Genomic DNA, 15,083 nt, shown 5'->3' on the forward strand with positions numbered 1-15,083 from the left:
GAGCTGAATCATTATTTGAATTGCTTGTACAAGAGGAAAGCGCGGCTAATGAGCTAATTAGCTAATTAGCAATAGTTGAGTGCCAAGTTTCATGAATATGTTTCCTTATTTTTTATTCTAAGACACAAAGCCAGTAATCCGTATTATATTGAAAAAACAAAGGTTTTTCTCTCATTGTTGGCTATTTTTTAATATATAACCTATCTAACGTTTTACAAAGGTTATCTCGCACAATAAACAAAAATAAGTATCGAAAAACAGATGTTAGTTTCTAACTATTGAGTGTAACAATCTTGGTGTCGGATTAAGTAATCATTATCGGCCAGGGAGTGCACTAGATAAAAACAACTGTGAAAAAACATATATTTGAATAACAATACTTTGTATCTTATGAATTAGGCTTTTTCTAATAGCGTTTTTTTGTAAAAAGCCTAAATATGAAATAGGTACTATCATTTGCTTAAAAGAAAGCCAAGATATAAAAGGAAGGGACAATGTTTAAAAAGCTCAGTTTAATATGTTTTGTAGGATTTTTTATAGGTGCTTGTCAATCCACTTATGACCCAAAACTCAATTTTGACGTAAATGAAAAAGTAGATACAACTAATTACCAAACATTTACATGGTTAAATGAATCGAAAGCGATAGCCACACCTAAGAGAATGAGCCCTATACTAAAACTTGAGATAGCAGATTCAATTGAAAAGAAATTATTATCGCAAGGATTTAAGCTTGTCTCAAACCAGGAAGAAGCTGATTTTACCGTATCATTTTCTGTCGGCAGCAGAGATAAAATTAAAGTTAATTCTTATCCCTCTAGCTATCACTCATTCACGTGGGGAAGACGCTACTACGGAGGCTATTATGGCGCAGGTTTTTCTGCTCCTTGGCCAAACGAAACTGAAGTAAGACAGTATACAGAAGGCATGTTAGCGATTGACATTTATGATGTAAAAACGAAGCAACCAGCTTGGCATGGCTGGGCAACTAAAAAGCTTAAAAAATCAGACGCTAAAGATCGTTCTGCCACCTTAGAGCTAGTTGTTTCAGAGATATTGAATCAGTTTAAACGATAAATCCGTCAATAAAAAAAAGCACTACAATAGTAGTGCTTTTTATTACTTACTGTTTGTCACTTGATTGGGTAAACATAGTTAATCCACCCCATCATTCTTAACAATATCCTACGCATCAATGACACATGCAATGGATCATGATTTCCATTAATGACCACAGCTTTACCTTGTACTCCTAAAGGCAAGTTAAATTCTGATAAATCATCTTCCAACTCGATGATACCTACAGCAAACCCATGTGCTGCAAGCTTTTTCGCAGAGATCAATTGACCATTAGCTTGAAATTCACCTTCAGACATCGCCGGTAATAGTTGAACAAGCTTACCTTTAAATACACGCCCCGGGACACTATCAAATATCACTTCAGCTTCTGAACCATGTTCCATTCTTAACAAAGAATTTTGCCAAAAAAGTCCGGCAAACCGTCTTTTCTCTTTGGGAATAAAGGTCATAACAGGACGTAGAGGCAGTGATGCTGCGCGAACACCTGGGCGAAGTGCAACTTGCGTTGCTACACCATCTGATGGTGCGCGAATCTCAGTGTTACTTAAGTCAAACATTGCTTTATCTAACTGTGCTTGTAACTGTGCAACTTTCGGATTAACTCCTGCAATTTGTGCTTCAGCGACTAACTTGACACGTTGCTGCTCAGACTTAACTGCGGTAAGTTTTGATTCAGCGGCTTCAAATAGTTTTTTTCTATTTTCTAGCTCTTGTTCAGTAAACGGTGAGTTTTCCCCAGCATTGTTTTTACCCTGAAGGTAGCGTTGATAATTATCGTTTTTTCTATCTCTATCTGCTTGTGCTTGCGCTACGTTCGCTATCGCTGTTTGCAAATTTTGGTCATTTTGTAAATCAGCACTTCTGGCATCCACTAGTTGCGCAGTTAATTGATCGACTTTTGCTTGAAAAGGTGTAGGGTCAATCGTGAACAATAAGTCGCCTTGCTTAACCGGCTGGTTTGCTTGTACATCAACAGTTTTTACTGTGCCTGTAACGTTAGGAACAATAGGAACACTGACAAAAATTTCTTTGCCATATTTTGCATATGGGTGATTGTAATTCATCAATATAAGTAATGTTGCCAATATCCCAATACCACCTAGAGCAGCCGTGGGTACTGTCCATTTGTTCATTGGAATTTTAAAAACTTTAAAAACAACCGTACAAATAGCGGTATAGGTTAAGATAATTATTAAGTCCATTATTCTTCTCCTTTATCCGCTGATAGTTGTTGTTTAAGTTCATTTAATTCACTTTTAACAGCGTCTAGTTCTGATTTAAGTTGAGATAAATCAGTAGTTGTTTGACTCCCGCTAAACCCCCAACCTCTATCTTCACGATAAAGCGTGGCCCATATCCATAAAAATGGCCAAATCACATGCAAGGTAAACAGACTGATCCACCCCGCCACATGTAATGCATCTTGATGAGGATGGTTTCGATGAACAGCTATTTCATAAGGAATGTCATGAATGACGATAATGCCATAAAAAATGACAATACCGACAAAAAAGACTAAAAACAACGCTGCATAATCCATAATAAGTCCCGTGATATAGATTTTCTAAAATAATGTTAACATTTATAAAAAGTAATTTTCTTTCAATCTTGTTTTACTTTAATTTTGTTTGGTTGATAAAGTCCAACTAATCTAGCAATTAAAATGGCTAAATAAAATTGCCCTACAATTGCTTCAAAAACTACCCAATTTTGCGCTATATTTGTAGTTGGTGAAATATCACCATAGCCTAATGTGGTTATTGTTACGAAGCTAAAATATAAATACTGTGGAAAGTATTCAAAAACATTGTTTGAATCTATAGATAAAATTGCACCAGGACTATAGAAGTCAATTAATGCATAAATATAGCTCCAAACCAATCCTATGACTAAGTATGTGCATGCGGCGGCTGATAACGTATTGCCATTCACAGTTTGACTATTAATTATAAACCTTAGCAATTCAACAATAATGAAAGCGTGAAAAACTATATTGATAAATATGGTAGCTAGTATTATATGTTCGTTATTATATTCTAAACAAAGTATGTTTAAACATAAGGTAATCAATGCGAGAAAGCTGCCTACTCGCAACTCCCAATGACGAATTTTAACCAAATTTAAAAACGCATACATGATAGTAATTAACAATGAAATCCTTACTATTCTTTGCCAATAAAGCTCAAAAAAGCTAGGTAAAATAAGCAAGGACACAAGGCTAATTAGCAAAATAAAAAAGGATAAATTCACTTCTACCTACTTATTTTATTCGTTAGAAACGTTGCGCTAATCCCATGTAAAAATGTACTCAATATTACGGTGAGAACTACAACAGAAAGTGCCTCTTCGTATCCTGTAGAACCGAGTTCGGCAATTACTATCAGTAAATACAATACCGAAGCTATCCCCCTTGGGCCAAACCACCCAACGAAAAGCTTTTTCGATGTCGAAAGTTGGGTACCTTGTAAAGACAGAAATACCGGTAACATTCTAATAAGAGTTAAACTAAGTAGCGCATAAATAAAGGTTTGCATATTCCAATATGGGAAGAAAGTAGGTACTGCAACCAACCCTAACAAGAAGAAAATGGAAAGTGAGAATAATTGCCCCTCTGCCTCTCCAAACTCTTGAATTCTGTGACGAATATCTTTAGTTTGTACTGCCAATATTAAACCAGCAAAAAATGCGCTAATAAAACCATTGCCATGAAACAACTCAGCGAATGCAAACGCTACAATTGCTAAAGAAACTGACGACAATTGTTGAAAAGTAGGTGCCATCCAATCCCTTTTCGAGGCGAATTCAATCGCTTTACCGCCTCCCCAGCCAATTAAAGCACCAATCAAAGGCCCAAGAGTTAATTGTAAAAATAAATAATTAAACCAATTACCTCCTTCTGGTAGCATTCCGTCTGGTGCAGATAATGCTGCAATACAAACTAAAATTGGCGGTAGTGCAATACCGTCGTTTAAACCACTTTCAATACTTACCGAATCTCGAATGTTTTTTGGAACTTTCTCACTTTTAATAACCGCCTGACCTAATGCTGCATCGGTTGGAGATAAAATTAAGGCGATTAAAACAATCAGCCAAATGCTCCAATGAGGGAACAAGAGTGAACCTATTACGCTTCCAAGAATCATAGTTAATGGTAAGCCAATAGCTAGTAGCCTTGTTGGGATACCTGAAAGAGCTTGACCTAATTTATCAAATTTAATTAATGATGCATCCACAAACAGAATGATAATTAAGGTTAATTCAGCAAGGGTTTTAATCAACCCCATTTCAACATGGACATCAAATAAACCGATAAAACTAAATAAGATTCCAGCGGCCAAAAAAAACATGGGGGCTGTTATAGGTGATTTTTCCGAAAGTTTGCTCACCAAACCAAAAACAAGTATCAAAAAAGCGGTAACAATGAGCGCCTGATGGTCATGCATGATACGTCCTTATTATTATCTGTATATAAGCATAAGCGTTATAGGTATTAATTGAAATACAAAACTTATTAAGTGAGTAGTTTTTTCTAAGAAAAGACTTAGCAAAATCTAAATTGTAGACACGGCGACTTAGGGCGTTGATTATTCTCAGTTTTATTAACTATAGATTGACTAATCGCATGGTCTTGTTTACTGTTTTCACGTTCGCCAATAGATAACAATATTTCGACTACGATGAACGTCAATAATAATAATAACTCCCTTTTCTTTTGTGGTAATGCGCTCGAGAAACTCTGGACTAATAACGCTGTTATAGGGTATTCCTGAATCCGCCCTCTAATAGCGTTATGAGGTAATCTGACTTGTGAATAATTAGCATACGTTTGGCTGTTTATTATTGCTTCAAGAGCTTGATGACGTCTAGAGATGCTTTGTTTAATCTTTCTTGGACATTCAAGGGTAAGCGCTAGCTGATAGCTTTCATAAAGGCGTTTAACTACTTCAACGATATATCCATATTCACGCATACTGACTTTATCGAGTAACTCTTTTGCTTCCATAAAACTGTGCACAGAAAGTTCTTTTTTCAGGTTTTGGATAAAGCTGTGGTTGTTAGTCAATTTTTCTTACCTTATTCACGCAATGTAAGTAAACCCACTCACCAGAAAATAAGGCCGAAGGTCAATAATCGTTATTATCAACCATAGATTAAAGTTTTAATTTGTGACAACTCTATAAACAGACGTTCATCTCAATCAGTCACATTTGTCACAAATTTGATATGACTTTTCTATATATTTCAGACACTAAGAAAATCAAAGTAAATAGAAAGGACATAAAATACATTAAGAAAGGTAAAAAAATTAGGGCTCATAACCCGAAGGTCGTCAGTTCAAATCTGGCTCCCGCAACCAATTTCCTTCATTTCATCTATTTCCTTATTTCCTTATTTCCTTATTTTACTATTAGTTTTCCAGTCAAAAATAAGAATTCATAATAACACTATGATCATGGTCGTTTTGACCGTATTAAAATGCTCCTTAAAACATTATTTTCTGCCACAGCTAATTGATCGTCAGGTTAAGATAAAAGTTTTATGCTGTTCAACCTTAATTTGGCTAACAAAACGTGCCTGAGCTTGATATAAAAATCCAACATGGGGTTAAACTTTGGCCATCACAGGGTTAAACTTTAACCTATTATTTAACCAACTGCTCCTGAAAACCCTCTAGTTTTTGCCTTTGAAATAGGCATAAGCCTCTAAAAACCTACCTTTTATCATTTTTTTAACAAATAAGTAAAAAAACTTTAGGTAAGGTATTGCTCATCAATTCAATTTTATCTAGTATGGATTTGCACTTATAAATAATAACAACTAGTAACAAAAGGAATCCCAATGAACAAAGGTGAATTAGTTTCTAAAATGGCCGAAGGCGCTGATATTTCAAAAGCTTCTGCTACACGTGCACTTGACAGCTTAATCAACACTGTAACTGAAGAGTTAGCAAACGGTGGTGATGTTTCACTTGTTGGTTTCGGTACTTTTAAAGTAAGTGACCGTGCAGCGCGCACTGGACGTAACCCACAAACAGGTGCTGAAATTCAAATCGCTGCAACTAAAGCACCAGGCTTTAAAGCAGGTAAAGCTCTAAAAGAAGCATGTAACTCTTAATTTAGTTAATATCTCCAATAAAAAAGCCGCATCAGCGGCTTTTTTATTTTTAATGCGAGCAAAAACACGGGCCCTATTGTGAATAAACCGAACTTTGATTTATATTGAAGAAAAGCAGACGTTTGGAGTCAACATGCAAAAAATATATAGCGCTGACAATTTGATCCAAGTGCACCACATAAAAAATATTCTAGAAAGTCACCAAATAGAGTGCATCATAAAAAATCAAAATTTAACCTCTATAGCCGGTGAAGTTCCAAGCGTTGAATGTTGGCCTCAAGTTTGGCTTATTAACCCTGAACAAGCTGACTTAGCGAATCAATTAATTGAGCAACAAAAATCAGGGGTTATTGATACCACCCTTTGGGAGTGCCATTCTTGCCGTGAAAAAATTGACGCCAATTTCGAAATTTGCTGGCAATGTGGGACCCTAAAGCCTTAAACTTTAGCTTTATTTGTTTATAAGAGAATTTAGATGAGCATCCCAGTGGGTAAATACCAACATTTTAAAGGTAATTTTTATCAAGTCCTACACCTGGCAAGACACAGTGAAACAGAGGAAGAGTTTGTGGTCTATCAGCCATTATATGGCGACAGGGGGATTTGGATCAGACCTTTGTCGATGTTTACCGAAATCATTGAACGCGATGGTAAAACCATGCCTCGTTTTCGCTTTATAGGGTAAGAGCATATAAACGTTGTTGCAGATGATTTTGCAACCAAAACAGATAATCACAATAATATAGTTTTAGCCACTTTGCTGCAACGTAGCTAAATGACAAACAAATATGCCACCATGAAAATGCTGGATCATCGGATTAACTGTTTAATATTTAACCGATAGAAAAATGATTAAGATCTCTTGGCGGTGTCTGCTCTGTCACAACGTTAACCACTTCCGCGTCTTCTGGTCCCTCATGTAACCAGTCAATCATTTGCTGAACGTTGTATTCATCGCCACACACCATGACTTCCAAACTACCGTCTTCTTGATTATGCGCATATCCGCTTAGGCTTAAATCAATCGCTTGATTTTGTGCCGATGCTCTAAAGTAGACACCCTGCACTTTGCCTGTTACCTTTGCAATATAGCAAACTTTCATATTTAACCCTTTGTTATTGTCGCTTGATTGTTTCCTGATGCCGCATTGTTTACAATCAGTGCTCTTTTTCATTTATAAAGAAATATAGTATGTCCGCACGAATAATGTTAAATCCTAGCAGAGAAAAATCTTTGCTCCGTCGTCACCCTTGGGTATTTTCTAAAGCCGTCAATAAGGTGATCGGTGATCCGCTTTCTGGAGAGACTATAGATATATATGATAGTAAAGGAAATTGGATAGCTAAAGGTGCATATTCACCTAATTCTCAAATTCGGGTCAGAGTGTGGACGTTTGACCAAGCAGAGCAGGTAGATAGGGACTTTTTCAAAACTCGGATAGAAAATGCAAAATTATGTCGACTCAAAGCTATCTCAGATGGTGGTTTAACAGGCTATCGTTTAATTGCAGGTGAGTCGGATAATCTGCCAGGGGTAACCATAGATGTATATAACCAAATTATTTGTTGCCAATTGCTAAGCGCGGGGGCTGATTTTCATCGCCACACCCTATTTTCGGTATTAAATGAGCTTTACCCAGAGCATGCAATTTATGAACGTTCAGATGTTGATGTACGAAAAAAAGAGGGACTTGAACTCACCAAAGGTTGGATTAGCGACCCTTTAAGTTCAACCGAAACCGTTATAGAAGAGCATGGTTTAAAAATAAAAGTCGATGTTGAACAGGGCCATAAAACCGGATTTTATCTTGACCAAAGAGATTCAAGGGTAGCGGCAGGCAGATACGCAAGTGGGAAAACCATTTTAAATTGCTTCTCATACACTGGCACTTTCTCTCTTCACTGCGCACATGCAGGCGCAAAAGAAGTCATCAATGTAGATGTGTCTCAGACCGCCCTCGATTTAGCCAAACAGAATTTACAATTAAATGGTTTAGCCGATAACAACGTACAGTTTCTAAAAAAAGATGTGTTTAAACTGCTTCGTCAATATCGCGACGAAGGCAAAAAATTTGACATGATCATATTGGATCCACCAAAGTTTGCCGATTCAAAAGCCCAACTTAAGGGAGCATGTCGAGGCTATAAAGACATTAATATGTTAGCCATGCAACTGTTAAACAAAAATGGCTTATTGTTTACATTCTCTTGCTCTGGGTTAATGGATGCGGGCTTATTTCAAAAAATTGTTGCCGATGCAGCCTTAGATGCCAACCGTGAAGGACGCATTATAGAACGACTACAGCAGGCAGCAGATCACCCTATTTCGTTAAATTATCCAGAAGGCTATTATCTTAAAGGTCTTATTTGCCAAATGGATTAATTTTCTTGTAAATAAGATTAATCGCCCTAGTCAGTTTTTAACCTGATCTTCATAAGATCAGGTTTTCATCGCCCCACTTTTGCCATTCTGGTCATTGTCGCTAACACTTAACCTTAAGACATCTTACGTTATTTAAAACGGTTATTAATCAATGATTAAAATACCTCGGCTATTTTTGCTATTTTGCTTACTTGCGCCACCGGTTATCGCCAATGCCAGTACTGTTTCCCATTGGGTTAACGAGAGTAACCAACATAGCCAAATTTTATTAAAAGTAATGGCAACCTATGAGCCAGAAAATGCTTCCCAGTTTGGCGTCGACGGTTTTGATAAAGCCATCAGCAATGTTACTCAAGCCAATGAACAACAACAAATAGAGGATTTAGCATCGGCCATTGTCGCTTTAAAAAAACAGTTGGCGATTGCATCAACATCGCAGTCAAAGGTGAAACAAGACTTGGTTATTTTAATTGATGCTGGTAACCAAGCCATTGCAGGCATTAAACTTAAAAATAAACACCTGAAGTATTATCAAAATATTCCATCGCTGATTTATAACGGGTTACGCAATTTGCTCGATCCTCAAAATAGTCCCGAACAACATCAAGCCGCATTAACTCGGTTAAATAAATATACTGGCTCAACCCGTGGTTATACCCCGTTACTAACTCAGGCCATTGCCCGTATGAAGGCCGATTTAGCAACGACCAACAAGCAATCCCCAATAAAACAACAAGTAAGCCAACATTTAAACTCGATTGACACTTTGTTGTCAGAAATTAGCCAACTATTTCAACGTTATAACATTGAGGGCTATCGACCCGCCTTGCAAAAATTAAAACAACAAGCCGTCCAGTATAAAATGTTCCTTAAGAGTCAAATTTTACCCCATGCTCGTGAGGACTTTCGTTTACCTACAGAGCTTTATCAATTTAATCTCAAACAATATGGTATTGATATGCCATTAGATCAGTTGCAATCAAGGGCTCGGGTTGAGTTTAAACAATTACAAAACAATATGAATGGGTTGGCACGACAAATAGCGCAACGAAAAGACTTTCCGATTAATGACTACCGCTATGTGCTCAAAAGGTTAAAGTCCGAGCAAATAACAGGCGACAAAATATTGCCTTTTTTTCGAGAAAAAAATGATGTATTAGAAGCCATTATAAAGAAAAACAATATTGTATCATTACCCAAACGAGCACTAAATATTCGTATCGCTTCAAACGCCGAAAGTGCGATGGTACCAGCACCGTTTATGAAGCCCCCACGCTTGATTCATAATACCGGTGAAATCGGCGAATTTGTATTGCCGTTAAAATTACCAACAGGACAAAATGGCGAACAGGTAAGCATTGATGATTTTACCTATGAAGCGGCTGCTTGGCCACTTTCTGCGCACGAAGCTCGCCCCGGTCATGAGTTACAATTTGCTGCCATGGTTGAAAACGGCGTCAGTATTGCCCGTATGCTATTTGCCTTTAATTCGGTCAATGTAGAAGGCTGGGCGCTTTATATGGAAGAAGAAGTTAAGCCGTTTTTAACCCTCGAAGGGCAATTTGCCACAAACTGGAGCCGACTCATTCGTTCGGCCCGGGTTTTGCTCGACATTGGATTAAATACGGGCTCGATAACCAAAGACCAAGCATTAAGAATATTAACCGACGATATCGTACTCTCTACGGCCATGGCCCAATCGGAATTAGACAGATACAGTATTCGCTCACCTGGGCAAGCTATTTCCTATTTTAATGGCTATTGTCGCTTGATGGACTTACGAGTTGAAACCGAATTATTAATGCAAGACGCGTTTGATCAAAAGAAATATCATGACTTTTTGCTGGCACAGGGTTTATTACCGCCTGCTTTGTTACGTAACGCGGTGATGACTGAGTTTATTTCTCAATAATCAATGTTTAAACGCTAACATTATCATTTTCATCAATAGACCCACTTGCTGCATAAAACGCTTAATATAAAAAACCAGCCTAGTGCTTATCAACAACCATCGAAAACCTTTAACGGATACTTCATGGTTTTATTGGCACTTAGAAAAGGAATTAATATGTACCTTGTTATGGTTAGACGCCTTTTTATTTTGACTCTATTATTGCCTTTTCAAAGTAACGCAGTAGACGTTGATATATCAACGACAGGGCTAACAAGCAAAAATACACACATTATTTATCACTGGATAGAGCATGGTTTAAGGTCTGTTGAAGGGACAATTGGCACGTTTCCTTTTAAGCGGATTAAATTTAATGTTTTAAAATCAACTGATCCGAGCCAATCTGTGCCTTGGGCACAAGTTATACGTGGCGCACCTAATGAAATTAACTTATACATTGATATCAACGCCAGTTTAAGTGAGTTGATTGAAGACTGGACTCTTTATCATGAGATTTCGCACTTATATTTACCCTACCTTGACTACCCTTCGTTTTGGCTTAATGAAGGATTTGCCACCTATGTACAATATATCGCGATGCTTAAAAGTGGGGTTTTGGGTAAAAGAGATTACCTTAAGCGGGTAAGACGCGGGTTGCAAAGTGGTGCAGCAATGACGAAGAAACTGTCGGGCAATCTTAGTTATGTCAGTGCAAACATGTGGCAATTAAACGCTTATAAGCGAGTATATTGGACCGGAGCTGCTTTTTTTATGGAGGTAGATAAGCATCTGATTCAATCTGGCATAAGCTTATTTGAGGTTATTGCAACATACAGTGATTGTTGTTTAATGCACGAGCAGTTAGGTATCGACTTTATTCGGCAGTTAGACATTATTGCTCAGAGTGATATTTTTTATAAAACCTATAAGCGCTATTATAAGCGTCAGACTTTCCCCTTAATAAGTCAAAACGATTTAAACGTGATCAGTAGCTATTATACCGAGGATCAAAGCTTTACTCGTTAATTGACAACACCACTTTGCCGACAGTTCGTTGTTTCGCTATGGATAATAATGCCTCTTTTAGATCTGTAAATCCTACTTTAGCCAGCTTAGGTACCCGAAGTTTCCCCTGCTCTAATAAGGCAGAAAATTCTTCTCCCGCCAGCACTAAGTCCGCCAACGCATCTTCACCATTTCGGTGACCACTGCCTAAACTTAATTGATGAAAACTTAAGCCCTTAAGAAAAACATCTTGATATTTATCTGGTCTAACAACATCGACAAGTTCGACCATTTTACCTTCATAACCCAACGCATTTGCCACCATTTGATCCGTTGGAATGCCTACTGTATCAACCCCCAAGTTTACCCCTTGGCCATTGGTTAGATCTCTTATCTGGTCTAATTCATCTTGTTGTTGATAATCAATAATATGATCAGCCCCTAATGATTTAACAAAATCAAAATTACCCTTTGAGCAAGAAGCTATAATTGGCTTTAATTGAAAATACGCGGCTATTTGCACCGCGAAGCTTCCTACCCCACCCGATCCACCAGCAATGAAAACCGACTGGCCTTTTCGACAACGCAATTTATCAACTAACGCTCGCCATGCTGTCCATCCGGCGCAAGGCGTCGCGGCGGCAACCGCTGAGTCAACATTTGGGTGAACAATACAACTGCGGGCATCTTGAACGCTGTACTGTGCAAACCCACCATGTTCTTTGAGCATGTCACCATGAGTTAAAACGTTATCGCCAATTTGCCATTGAGTAACATAACGCCCTTTTGCGATCACAGTTCCACTGACATCTAAGCCAGGCACCCATTGTGCGTGCATGTTTGGAACCAATGATTTCCACTGTGTTATTTTGACATCAACAGGGTTTAGACCACAGGCATTTACCTGCAACAAAACGTCATAATCTGAAGGCTCTGGTATTGGTTTATCGATTAAATCGAATGTATCGGTGCTCGGATCAAAGGAAAGCGCTTTCAAGACTCCTCCAACTCAACGTTGTTCTACTTATAAGCATTACATAAAACAATTTGCGCGCAACTTTAGGGGATTAAAATGTTGTTGAGTTTTTAACTCCATTTAACGAAATGATGTTTATTTCTCAATGAGTAAGATAAAATTAGCAGATAGTGCACCAGCAAGGTGTTCGCGAAAAAAAGCATGATAATCGGCAGTTGTAGGGTGAGTTATGAGCGAATATGAAAAAATGATCAACGGTGAAATCTTTGATGGGTCTGATCCCTATATAACAATGCTACGACAAGATGCGTTTGAATATTTGCAAAAAGTGAACCACACATCTGATCGAGCATTAGCACAACAACACCTTTTTAAACTGTTAGATGTCGGTGAAAATTCGGTTATTTGCCCTCCATTTCATTGCGAATTTGGCAAACATATTCATCTTGGCAATAACAGCCTAATTAATATGGGCGCGATGATGCTAGATGGTGCTCATATCAACATAGGTAATCACGTATTGATAGCGCCAAATTGCCAGTTCTATACGGCTTCGCATTCTTTAGATCACTTAAAACGACGACAATGGGAAACCTTTTGCCTTCCCATCACCATTGAAGATGATGTCTGGGTTGGTGGAAATGTCATTATAAATCAGGGGGTAACAATAGGAAAAGGCAGTGTAATTGCAAGTGGCTCGGTGGTCAATAAAGACGTTCCGCCCTTCTCTTTAGTCGGCGGTATGCCCGCAAAAGTGATCCGTAAACTGTTGCCAGATGAAGCGAAGACTTCGCAACTTTAAAGCTAAACGGCTTAAAAAGAGACGGTGGCGCTAACCCAAATTAAAACCAAAGCAGGTTAAATCCAACGTCTTACCCGATCACAATAATCCAGATAGGCTTGGCCAAAGCGTGCTGTTAAAATACGTTCTTCAGGTTTTATTTGAAACACATTGATATAGAGAATAAAACCGACAATACCAAGGGATGCCCAAAGCGATGACAAATAAAGGGCAAAAGCGATAAGAAAAAATACCAAAGCCAAGTACATAGGATTTCTTGAATAACGAAAAACCCCAGAGACAACCAAGGTTGAGGCTTGATCAGGTTGTAAAGGATTAACCGTGGTTTTGGCTAGCCTAAAATTTACCATTGCAACAAGCGCGATTATCGCCCCGGCGGCGATAAAGCTAACAAGCAAGCTAAGCTGAAGAGTTGCTTCGAGCATGAGGAGCTGATCAAACTTTGACAAGCCCCACATAATGACTCCAAACACCATCATGACAACAGGTGGGGGGATCCGGTTTTCGAGAAAGTGCATACAACGTCCCTGTATTTTAGTGTTTGTTTATTCTGCCTCAACGAGACGTTGATATAAAGAATCTTTTAACTCTGCTCTGTCGTGTTTTAGTTGATGCATTTCTGCATCATCTATGGGTGAACCATCTAACTCCAAGATCCGAATTTCTTTATCTAATGCATCGTACTTTTTATGGGCGTCAGCAAACGTTTCATCCTGTTTACTAAGCTTTAAAATACGTTCTTTGTGATCTGGAAATTCTTTCAGTAGAGAGTGGTTTTCACCTAGCATATAAACCTCGTGTTTAATAAAATGTTTTCATTATGTACTGACTCAATGTTTTCAGTTACCAGTGCCAGCAGTTAAAATGTGTTAAATTTAAGCATATGCGATCAACCTAAATAAAGTAAAGGCGATAGTACATGTCGTTATTTTATTTGTACGTTGCAGTGATTAATTACACAAATTTACCATAATGAAGCTTGTTTACGCGCTTTAATGGAATAAATGAGGGGCACGGTATGCCCATGATATTTTTTCACAAAACCTTTGCCTTCAACCTGTTCTAAGCCTTCAAAACAATTGTATGGACTGTATTTATGCTCGTTAAATACCTCAACTTGCATGCCTGCGTTAATTAAGGCCGTGATCACTTCCGATAAGGCATGCGGCCACGTTACAACCGTTGATTGCGCACCATTACAGTTCTCAGTGTAGGTCTCTTCTTGTTCGATATCAGGCTCTGTTCGAAAAAAATAGTCATAGCCTGACAACACATCATTAAATGGATGAAATTCAACCAAAATAAGTTGGCCACCAGGTTTTAAAGCGCGATGAATCGTTTCGGCCCAAGCACTTAAATCCGGTAACCAGCAAAGGACACCATAGGAGGTAAAGACCAAATCATACTGTTGTCTATTGGTCTTACCAAAGTCGATGACATCAGCTTGAATAAATTGGGCAGCTAAACCTGTTTTTAGGCATAACTGTTGCGCGGCTTTTATCGCGCTTGCGGATAAGTCTACACCGGTAACATCCGCCCCTTTTCTCGCTAATGACAAAGAGTCTAGGCCAAAATGACATTGTAAATGCAGTACTTTTGCATTAACTAAATCGCCAAGCAATTCAAGCTCAATAGGATTTAATGTGCATGCGCCTTGTAAAAATCCGCCTACATCGTAAAATTTGGAGGCTAAATGAGTGGGCGTGCGCATATCCCATGCTTTTTGATTTATTGATAAATAGTCTGGTTCTGCCATCTTTAAACTTTACCTACCCTGCGTTTTATTGTTCTACTATCAGCGAGCTTTACTTTGCCTCATAAAAAAGGCCAGT

At 38.1% G+C, this 15,083-nt stretch carries 18 protein-coding genes; 8 read left to right on the forward strand and 10 right to left on the reverse strand.

The genetic code is table 11. The annotated features are described in order from the left end of the window. Positions 1 to 494: 494 nt before the first annotated feature. Entirely contained in the window at positions 495 to 1,076 is a 582-nt protein-coding gene (locus tag ACAY00_RS08105) for a DUF4136 domain-containing protein (RefSeq protein WP_371372293.1), read from the forward strand. A gap of 56 nt (positions 1,077 to 1,132) precedes the next feature. On the opposite strand, the gene ACAY00_RS08110 is transcribed toward ACAY00_RS08105, so the two are convergent. The 5 genes from ACAY00_RS08110 to ACAY00_RS08130 form a co-directional block, all read right to left on the reverse strand. Continuing rightward, on the reverse strand, positions 1,133 to 2,281 hold the full coding sequence (locus ACAY00_RS08110; RefSeq protein ID WP_371372295.1) for an HlyD family secretion protein: 1,149 nt from the start codon (positions 2,279 to 2,281) through the stop codon (positions 1,133 to 1,135). Continuing rightward, positions 2,281 to 2,619 (reverse strand): DUF3302 domain-containing protein, encoded by a 339-nt coding sequence (locus ACAY00_RS08115; RefSeq protein ID WP_371372297.1) that lies wholly within the window; start codon positions 2,617 to 2,619, stop codon positions 2,281 to 2,283. Before ACAY00_RS08115 ends, ACAY00_RS08110 begins: the two co-directional genes overlap by 1 nt. A 62-nt stretch (positions 2,620 to 2,681) precedes the next feature. Next, a complete protein-coding gene (locus ACAY00_RS08120; protein WP_371372299.1) occupies positions 2,682 to 3,329 on the reverse strand; it encodes a potassium channel family protein in 648 nt (215 codons plus the stop codon). Between the two features lie 2 nt (positions 3,330 to 3,331). After that, on the reverse strand, positions 3,332 to 4,522 hold the full coding sequence (locus ACAY00_RS08125; protein ID WP_371372302.1) for a cation:proton antiporter: 1,191 nt from the start codon (positions 4,520 to 4,522) through the stop codon (positions 3,332 to 3,334). Between the two features lie 98 nt (positions 4,523 to 4,620). Next, positions 4,621 to 5,142, reverse strand: coding sequence for a hypothetical protein (locus tag ACAY00_RS08130; RefSeq protein WP_371372304.1), 522 nt, complete (start codon positions 5,140 to 5,142; stop codon positions 4,621 to 4,623). Positions 5,143 to 5,918: 776 nt separating this feature from the next. On the opposite strand from ACAY00_RS08130, the gene ACAY00_RS08135 reads away from it, so the two are divergent. The 3 genes from ACAY00_RS08135 to ACAY00_RS08145 all read left to right on the forward strand — a co-directional run bounded on the left by ACAY00_RS08135 (position 5,919) and on the right by ACAY00_RS08145 (position 6,879). Continuing rightward, entirely contained in the window at positions 5,919 to 6,194 is a 276-nt protein-coding gene (locus tag ACAY00_RS08135; protein WP_371372306.1) for an HU family DNA-binding protein, read from the forward strand. Positions 6,195 to 6,327: 133 nt separating this feature from the next. Then, the gene (locus ACAY00_RS08140) at positions 6,328 to 6,636 is read left to right on the forward strand and encodes a DUF2007 domain-containing protein (RefSeq protein WP_371372308.1); all 309 of its coding nucleotides are present in this window, start codon (positions 6,328 to 6,330) and stop codon (positions 6,634 to 6,636) included. Positions 6,637 to 6,669: 33 nt separating this feature from the next. After that, on the forward strand, positions 6,670 to 6,879 hold the full coding sequence (locus tag ACAY00_RS08145; protein WP_371372310.1) for a DUF1653 domain-containing protein: 210 nt from the start codon (positions 6,670 to 6,672) through the stop codon (positions 6,877 to 6,879). A 148-nt stretch (positions 6,880 to 7,027) separates the two neighbouring features. On the opposite strand, the gene ACAY00_RS08150 is transcribed toward ACAY00_RS08145, so the two are convergent. Continuing rightward, positions 7,028 to 7,297 (reverse strand): acylphosphatase, encoded by a 270-nt coding sequence (locus tag ACAY00_RS08150; protein ID WP_371372312.1) that lies wholly within the window; start codon positions 7,295 to 7,297, stop codon positions 7,028 to 7,030. 89 nt (positions 7,298 to 7,386) lie between these two features. Here ACAY00_RS08150 and ACAY00_RS08155 point away from each other — a divergent pair, with 89 nt between their 5' ends. The 3 genes from ACAY00_RS08155 (at position 7,387) to ACAY00_RS08165 (ending at position 11,494) form a co-directional block, all read left to right on the forward strand. Further along, positions 7,387 to 8,577, forward strand: a complete 1,191-nt coding sequence (locus ACAY00_RS08155; RefSeq protein WP_371372315.1) for a class I SAM-dependent methyltransferase — start codon at positions 7,387 to 7,389, stop codon at positions 8,575 to 8,577. Positions 8,578 to 8,728: 151 nt separating this feature from the next. After that, entirely contained in the window at positions 8,729 to 10,489 is a 1,761-nt protein-coding gene (locus tag ACAY00_RS08160) for a DUF885 domain-containing protein (protein WP_371372317.1), read from the forward strand. A gap of 156 nt (positions 10,490 to 10,645) precedes the next feature. Next, the gene (locus tag ACAY00_RS08165; RefSeq protein ID WP_371372319.1) at positions 10,646 to 11,494 is read left to right on the forward strand and encodes a hypothetical protein; all 849 of its coding nucleotides are present in this window, start codon (positions 10,646 to 10,648) and stop codon (positions 11,492 to 11,494) included. Here ACAY00_RS08165 and ACAY00_RS08170 read toward each other — a convergent pair. Continuing rightward, positions 11,484 to 12,470, reverse strand: coding sequence for a zinc-binding dehydrogenase (locus ACAY00_RS08170; protein WP_371372321.1), 987 nt, complete (start codon positions 12,468 to 12,470; stop codon positions 11,484 to 11,486). The genes ACAY00_RS08165 and ACAY00_RS08170 overlap by 11 nt on opposite strands. A 208-nt stretch (positions 12,471 to 12,678) precedes the next feature. Here ACAY00_RS08170 and ACAY00_RS08175 point away from each other — a divergent pair, with 208 nt between their 5' ends. Further along, complete coding sequence (locus ACAY00_RS08175; RefSeq protein ID WP_371372323.1) at positions 12,679 to 13,251, forward strand: sugar O-acetyltransferase; 573 nt, start codon at positions 12,679 to 12,681, stop codon at positions 13,249 to 13,251. 56 nt (positions 13,252 to 13,307) lie between these two features. On the opposite strand, the gene ACAY00_RS08180 is transcribed toward ACAY00_RS08175, so the two are convergent. From ACAY00_RS08180 to ACAY00_RS08190, 3 genes are all read right to left on the reverse strand, one after another. Further along, a complete protein-coding gene (locus ACAY00_RS08180; RefSeq protein ID WP_371372327.1) occupies positions 13,308 to 13,769 on the reverse strand; it encodes an isoprenylcysteine carboxylmethyltransferase family protein in 462 nt (153 codons plus the stop codon). A gap of 27 nt (positions 13,770 to 13,796) precedes the next feature. Continuing rightward, the gene (locus ACAY00_RS08185) at positions 13,797 to 14,039 is read right to left on the reverse strand and encodes a YdcH family protein (protein WP_371372329.1); all 243 of its coding nucleotides are present in this window, start codon (positions 14,037 to 14,039) and stop codon (positions 13,797 to 13,799) included. A 176-nt stretch (positions 14,040 to 14,215) separates the two neighbouring features. After that, positions 14,216 to 15,007, reverse strand: a complete 792-nt coding sequence (locus ACAY00_RS08190; protein WP_371372331.1) for a class I SAM-dependent methyltransferase — start codon at positions 15,005 to 15,007, stop codon at positions 14,216 to 14,218. Between the last annotated feature and the right edge of the window lie 76 nt (positions 15,008 to 15,083).

This window comes from Thalassotalea sp. 273M-4 (genome assembly GCF_041410465.1).
Taxonomy (GTDB): Bacteria; Pseudomonadota; Gammaproteobacteria; order Enterobacterales; family Alteromonadaceae; genus Thalassotalea_A; species Thalassotalea_A aquiviva.

What these genes read in the sequence shown, in the direction of transcription:
- ACAY00_RS08165 (WP_371372319.1), top strand. Translation starts at nt 10,646, where the DNA reads ATGTACCTTGTTATGGTTAGACGCCTTTTTATTTTGACTCTATTATTG.
- ACAY00_RS08180 (WP_371372327.1), bottom strand. Translation starts at nt 13,769, where the DNA reads ATGCACTTTCTCGAAAACCGGATCCCCCCACCTGTTGTCATGATGGTG.
- ACAY00_RS08115 (WP_371372297.1), bottom strand. Translation starts at nt 2,619, where the DNA reads ATGGATTATGCAGCGTTGTTTTTAGTCTTTTTTGTCGGTATTGTCATT.
- ACAY00_RS08145 (WP_371372310.1), top strand. Translation starts at nt 6,670, where the DNA reads ATGAGCATCCCAGTGGGTAAATACCAACATTTTAAAGGTAATTTTTAT.
- ACAY00_RS08155 (WP_371372315.1), top strand. Translation starts at nt 7,387, where the DNA reads ATGTCCGCACGAATAATGTTAAATCCTAGCAGAGAAAAATCTTTGCTC.
- ACAY00_RS08140 (WP_371372308.1), top strand. Translation starts at nt 6,328, where the DNA reads ATGCAAAAAATATATAGCGCTGACAATTTGATCCAAGTGCACCACATA.
- ACAY00_RS08190 (WP_371372331.1), bottom strand. Translation starts at nt 15,007, where the DNA reads ATGGCAGAACCAGACTATTTATCAATAAATCAAAAAGCATGGGATATG.
- ACAY00_RS08135 (WP_371372306.1), top strand. Translation starts at nt 5,919, where the DNA reads ATGAACAAAGGTGAATTAGTTTCTAAAATGGCCGAAGGCGCTGATATT.
- ACAY00_RS08105 (WP_371372293.1), top strand. Translation starts at nt 495, where the DNA reads ATGTTTAAAAAGCTCAGTTTAATATGTTTTGTAGGATTTTTTATAGGT.
- ACAY00_RS08150 (WP_371372312.1), bottom strand. Translation starts at nt 7,297, where the DNA reads ATGAAAGTTTGCTATATTGCAAAGGTAACAGGCAAAGTGCAGGGTGTC.
- ACAY00_RS08160 (WP_371372317.1), top strand. Translation starts at nt 8,729, where the DNA reads ATGATTAAAATACCTCGGCTATTTTTGCTATTTTGCTTACTTGCGCCA.
- ACAY00_RS08175 (WP_371372323.1), top strand. Translation starts at nt 12,679, where the DNA reads ATGAGCGAATATGAAAAAATGATCAACGGTGAAATCTTTGATGGGTCT.
- ACAY00_RS08110 (WP_371372295.1), bottom strand. Translation starts at nt 2,281, where the DNA reads ATGGACTTAATAATTATCTTAACCTATACCGCTATTTGTACGGTTGTT.
- ACAY00_RS08185 (WP_371372329.1), bottom strand. Translation starts at nt 14,039, where the DNA reads ATGCTAGGTGAAAACCACTCTCTACTGAAAGAATTTCCAGATCACAAA.
- ACAY00_RS08125 (WP_371372302.1), bottom strand. Translation starts at nt 4,522, where the DNA reads ATGCATGACCATCAGGCGCTCATTGTTACCGCTTTTTTGATACTTGTT.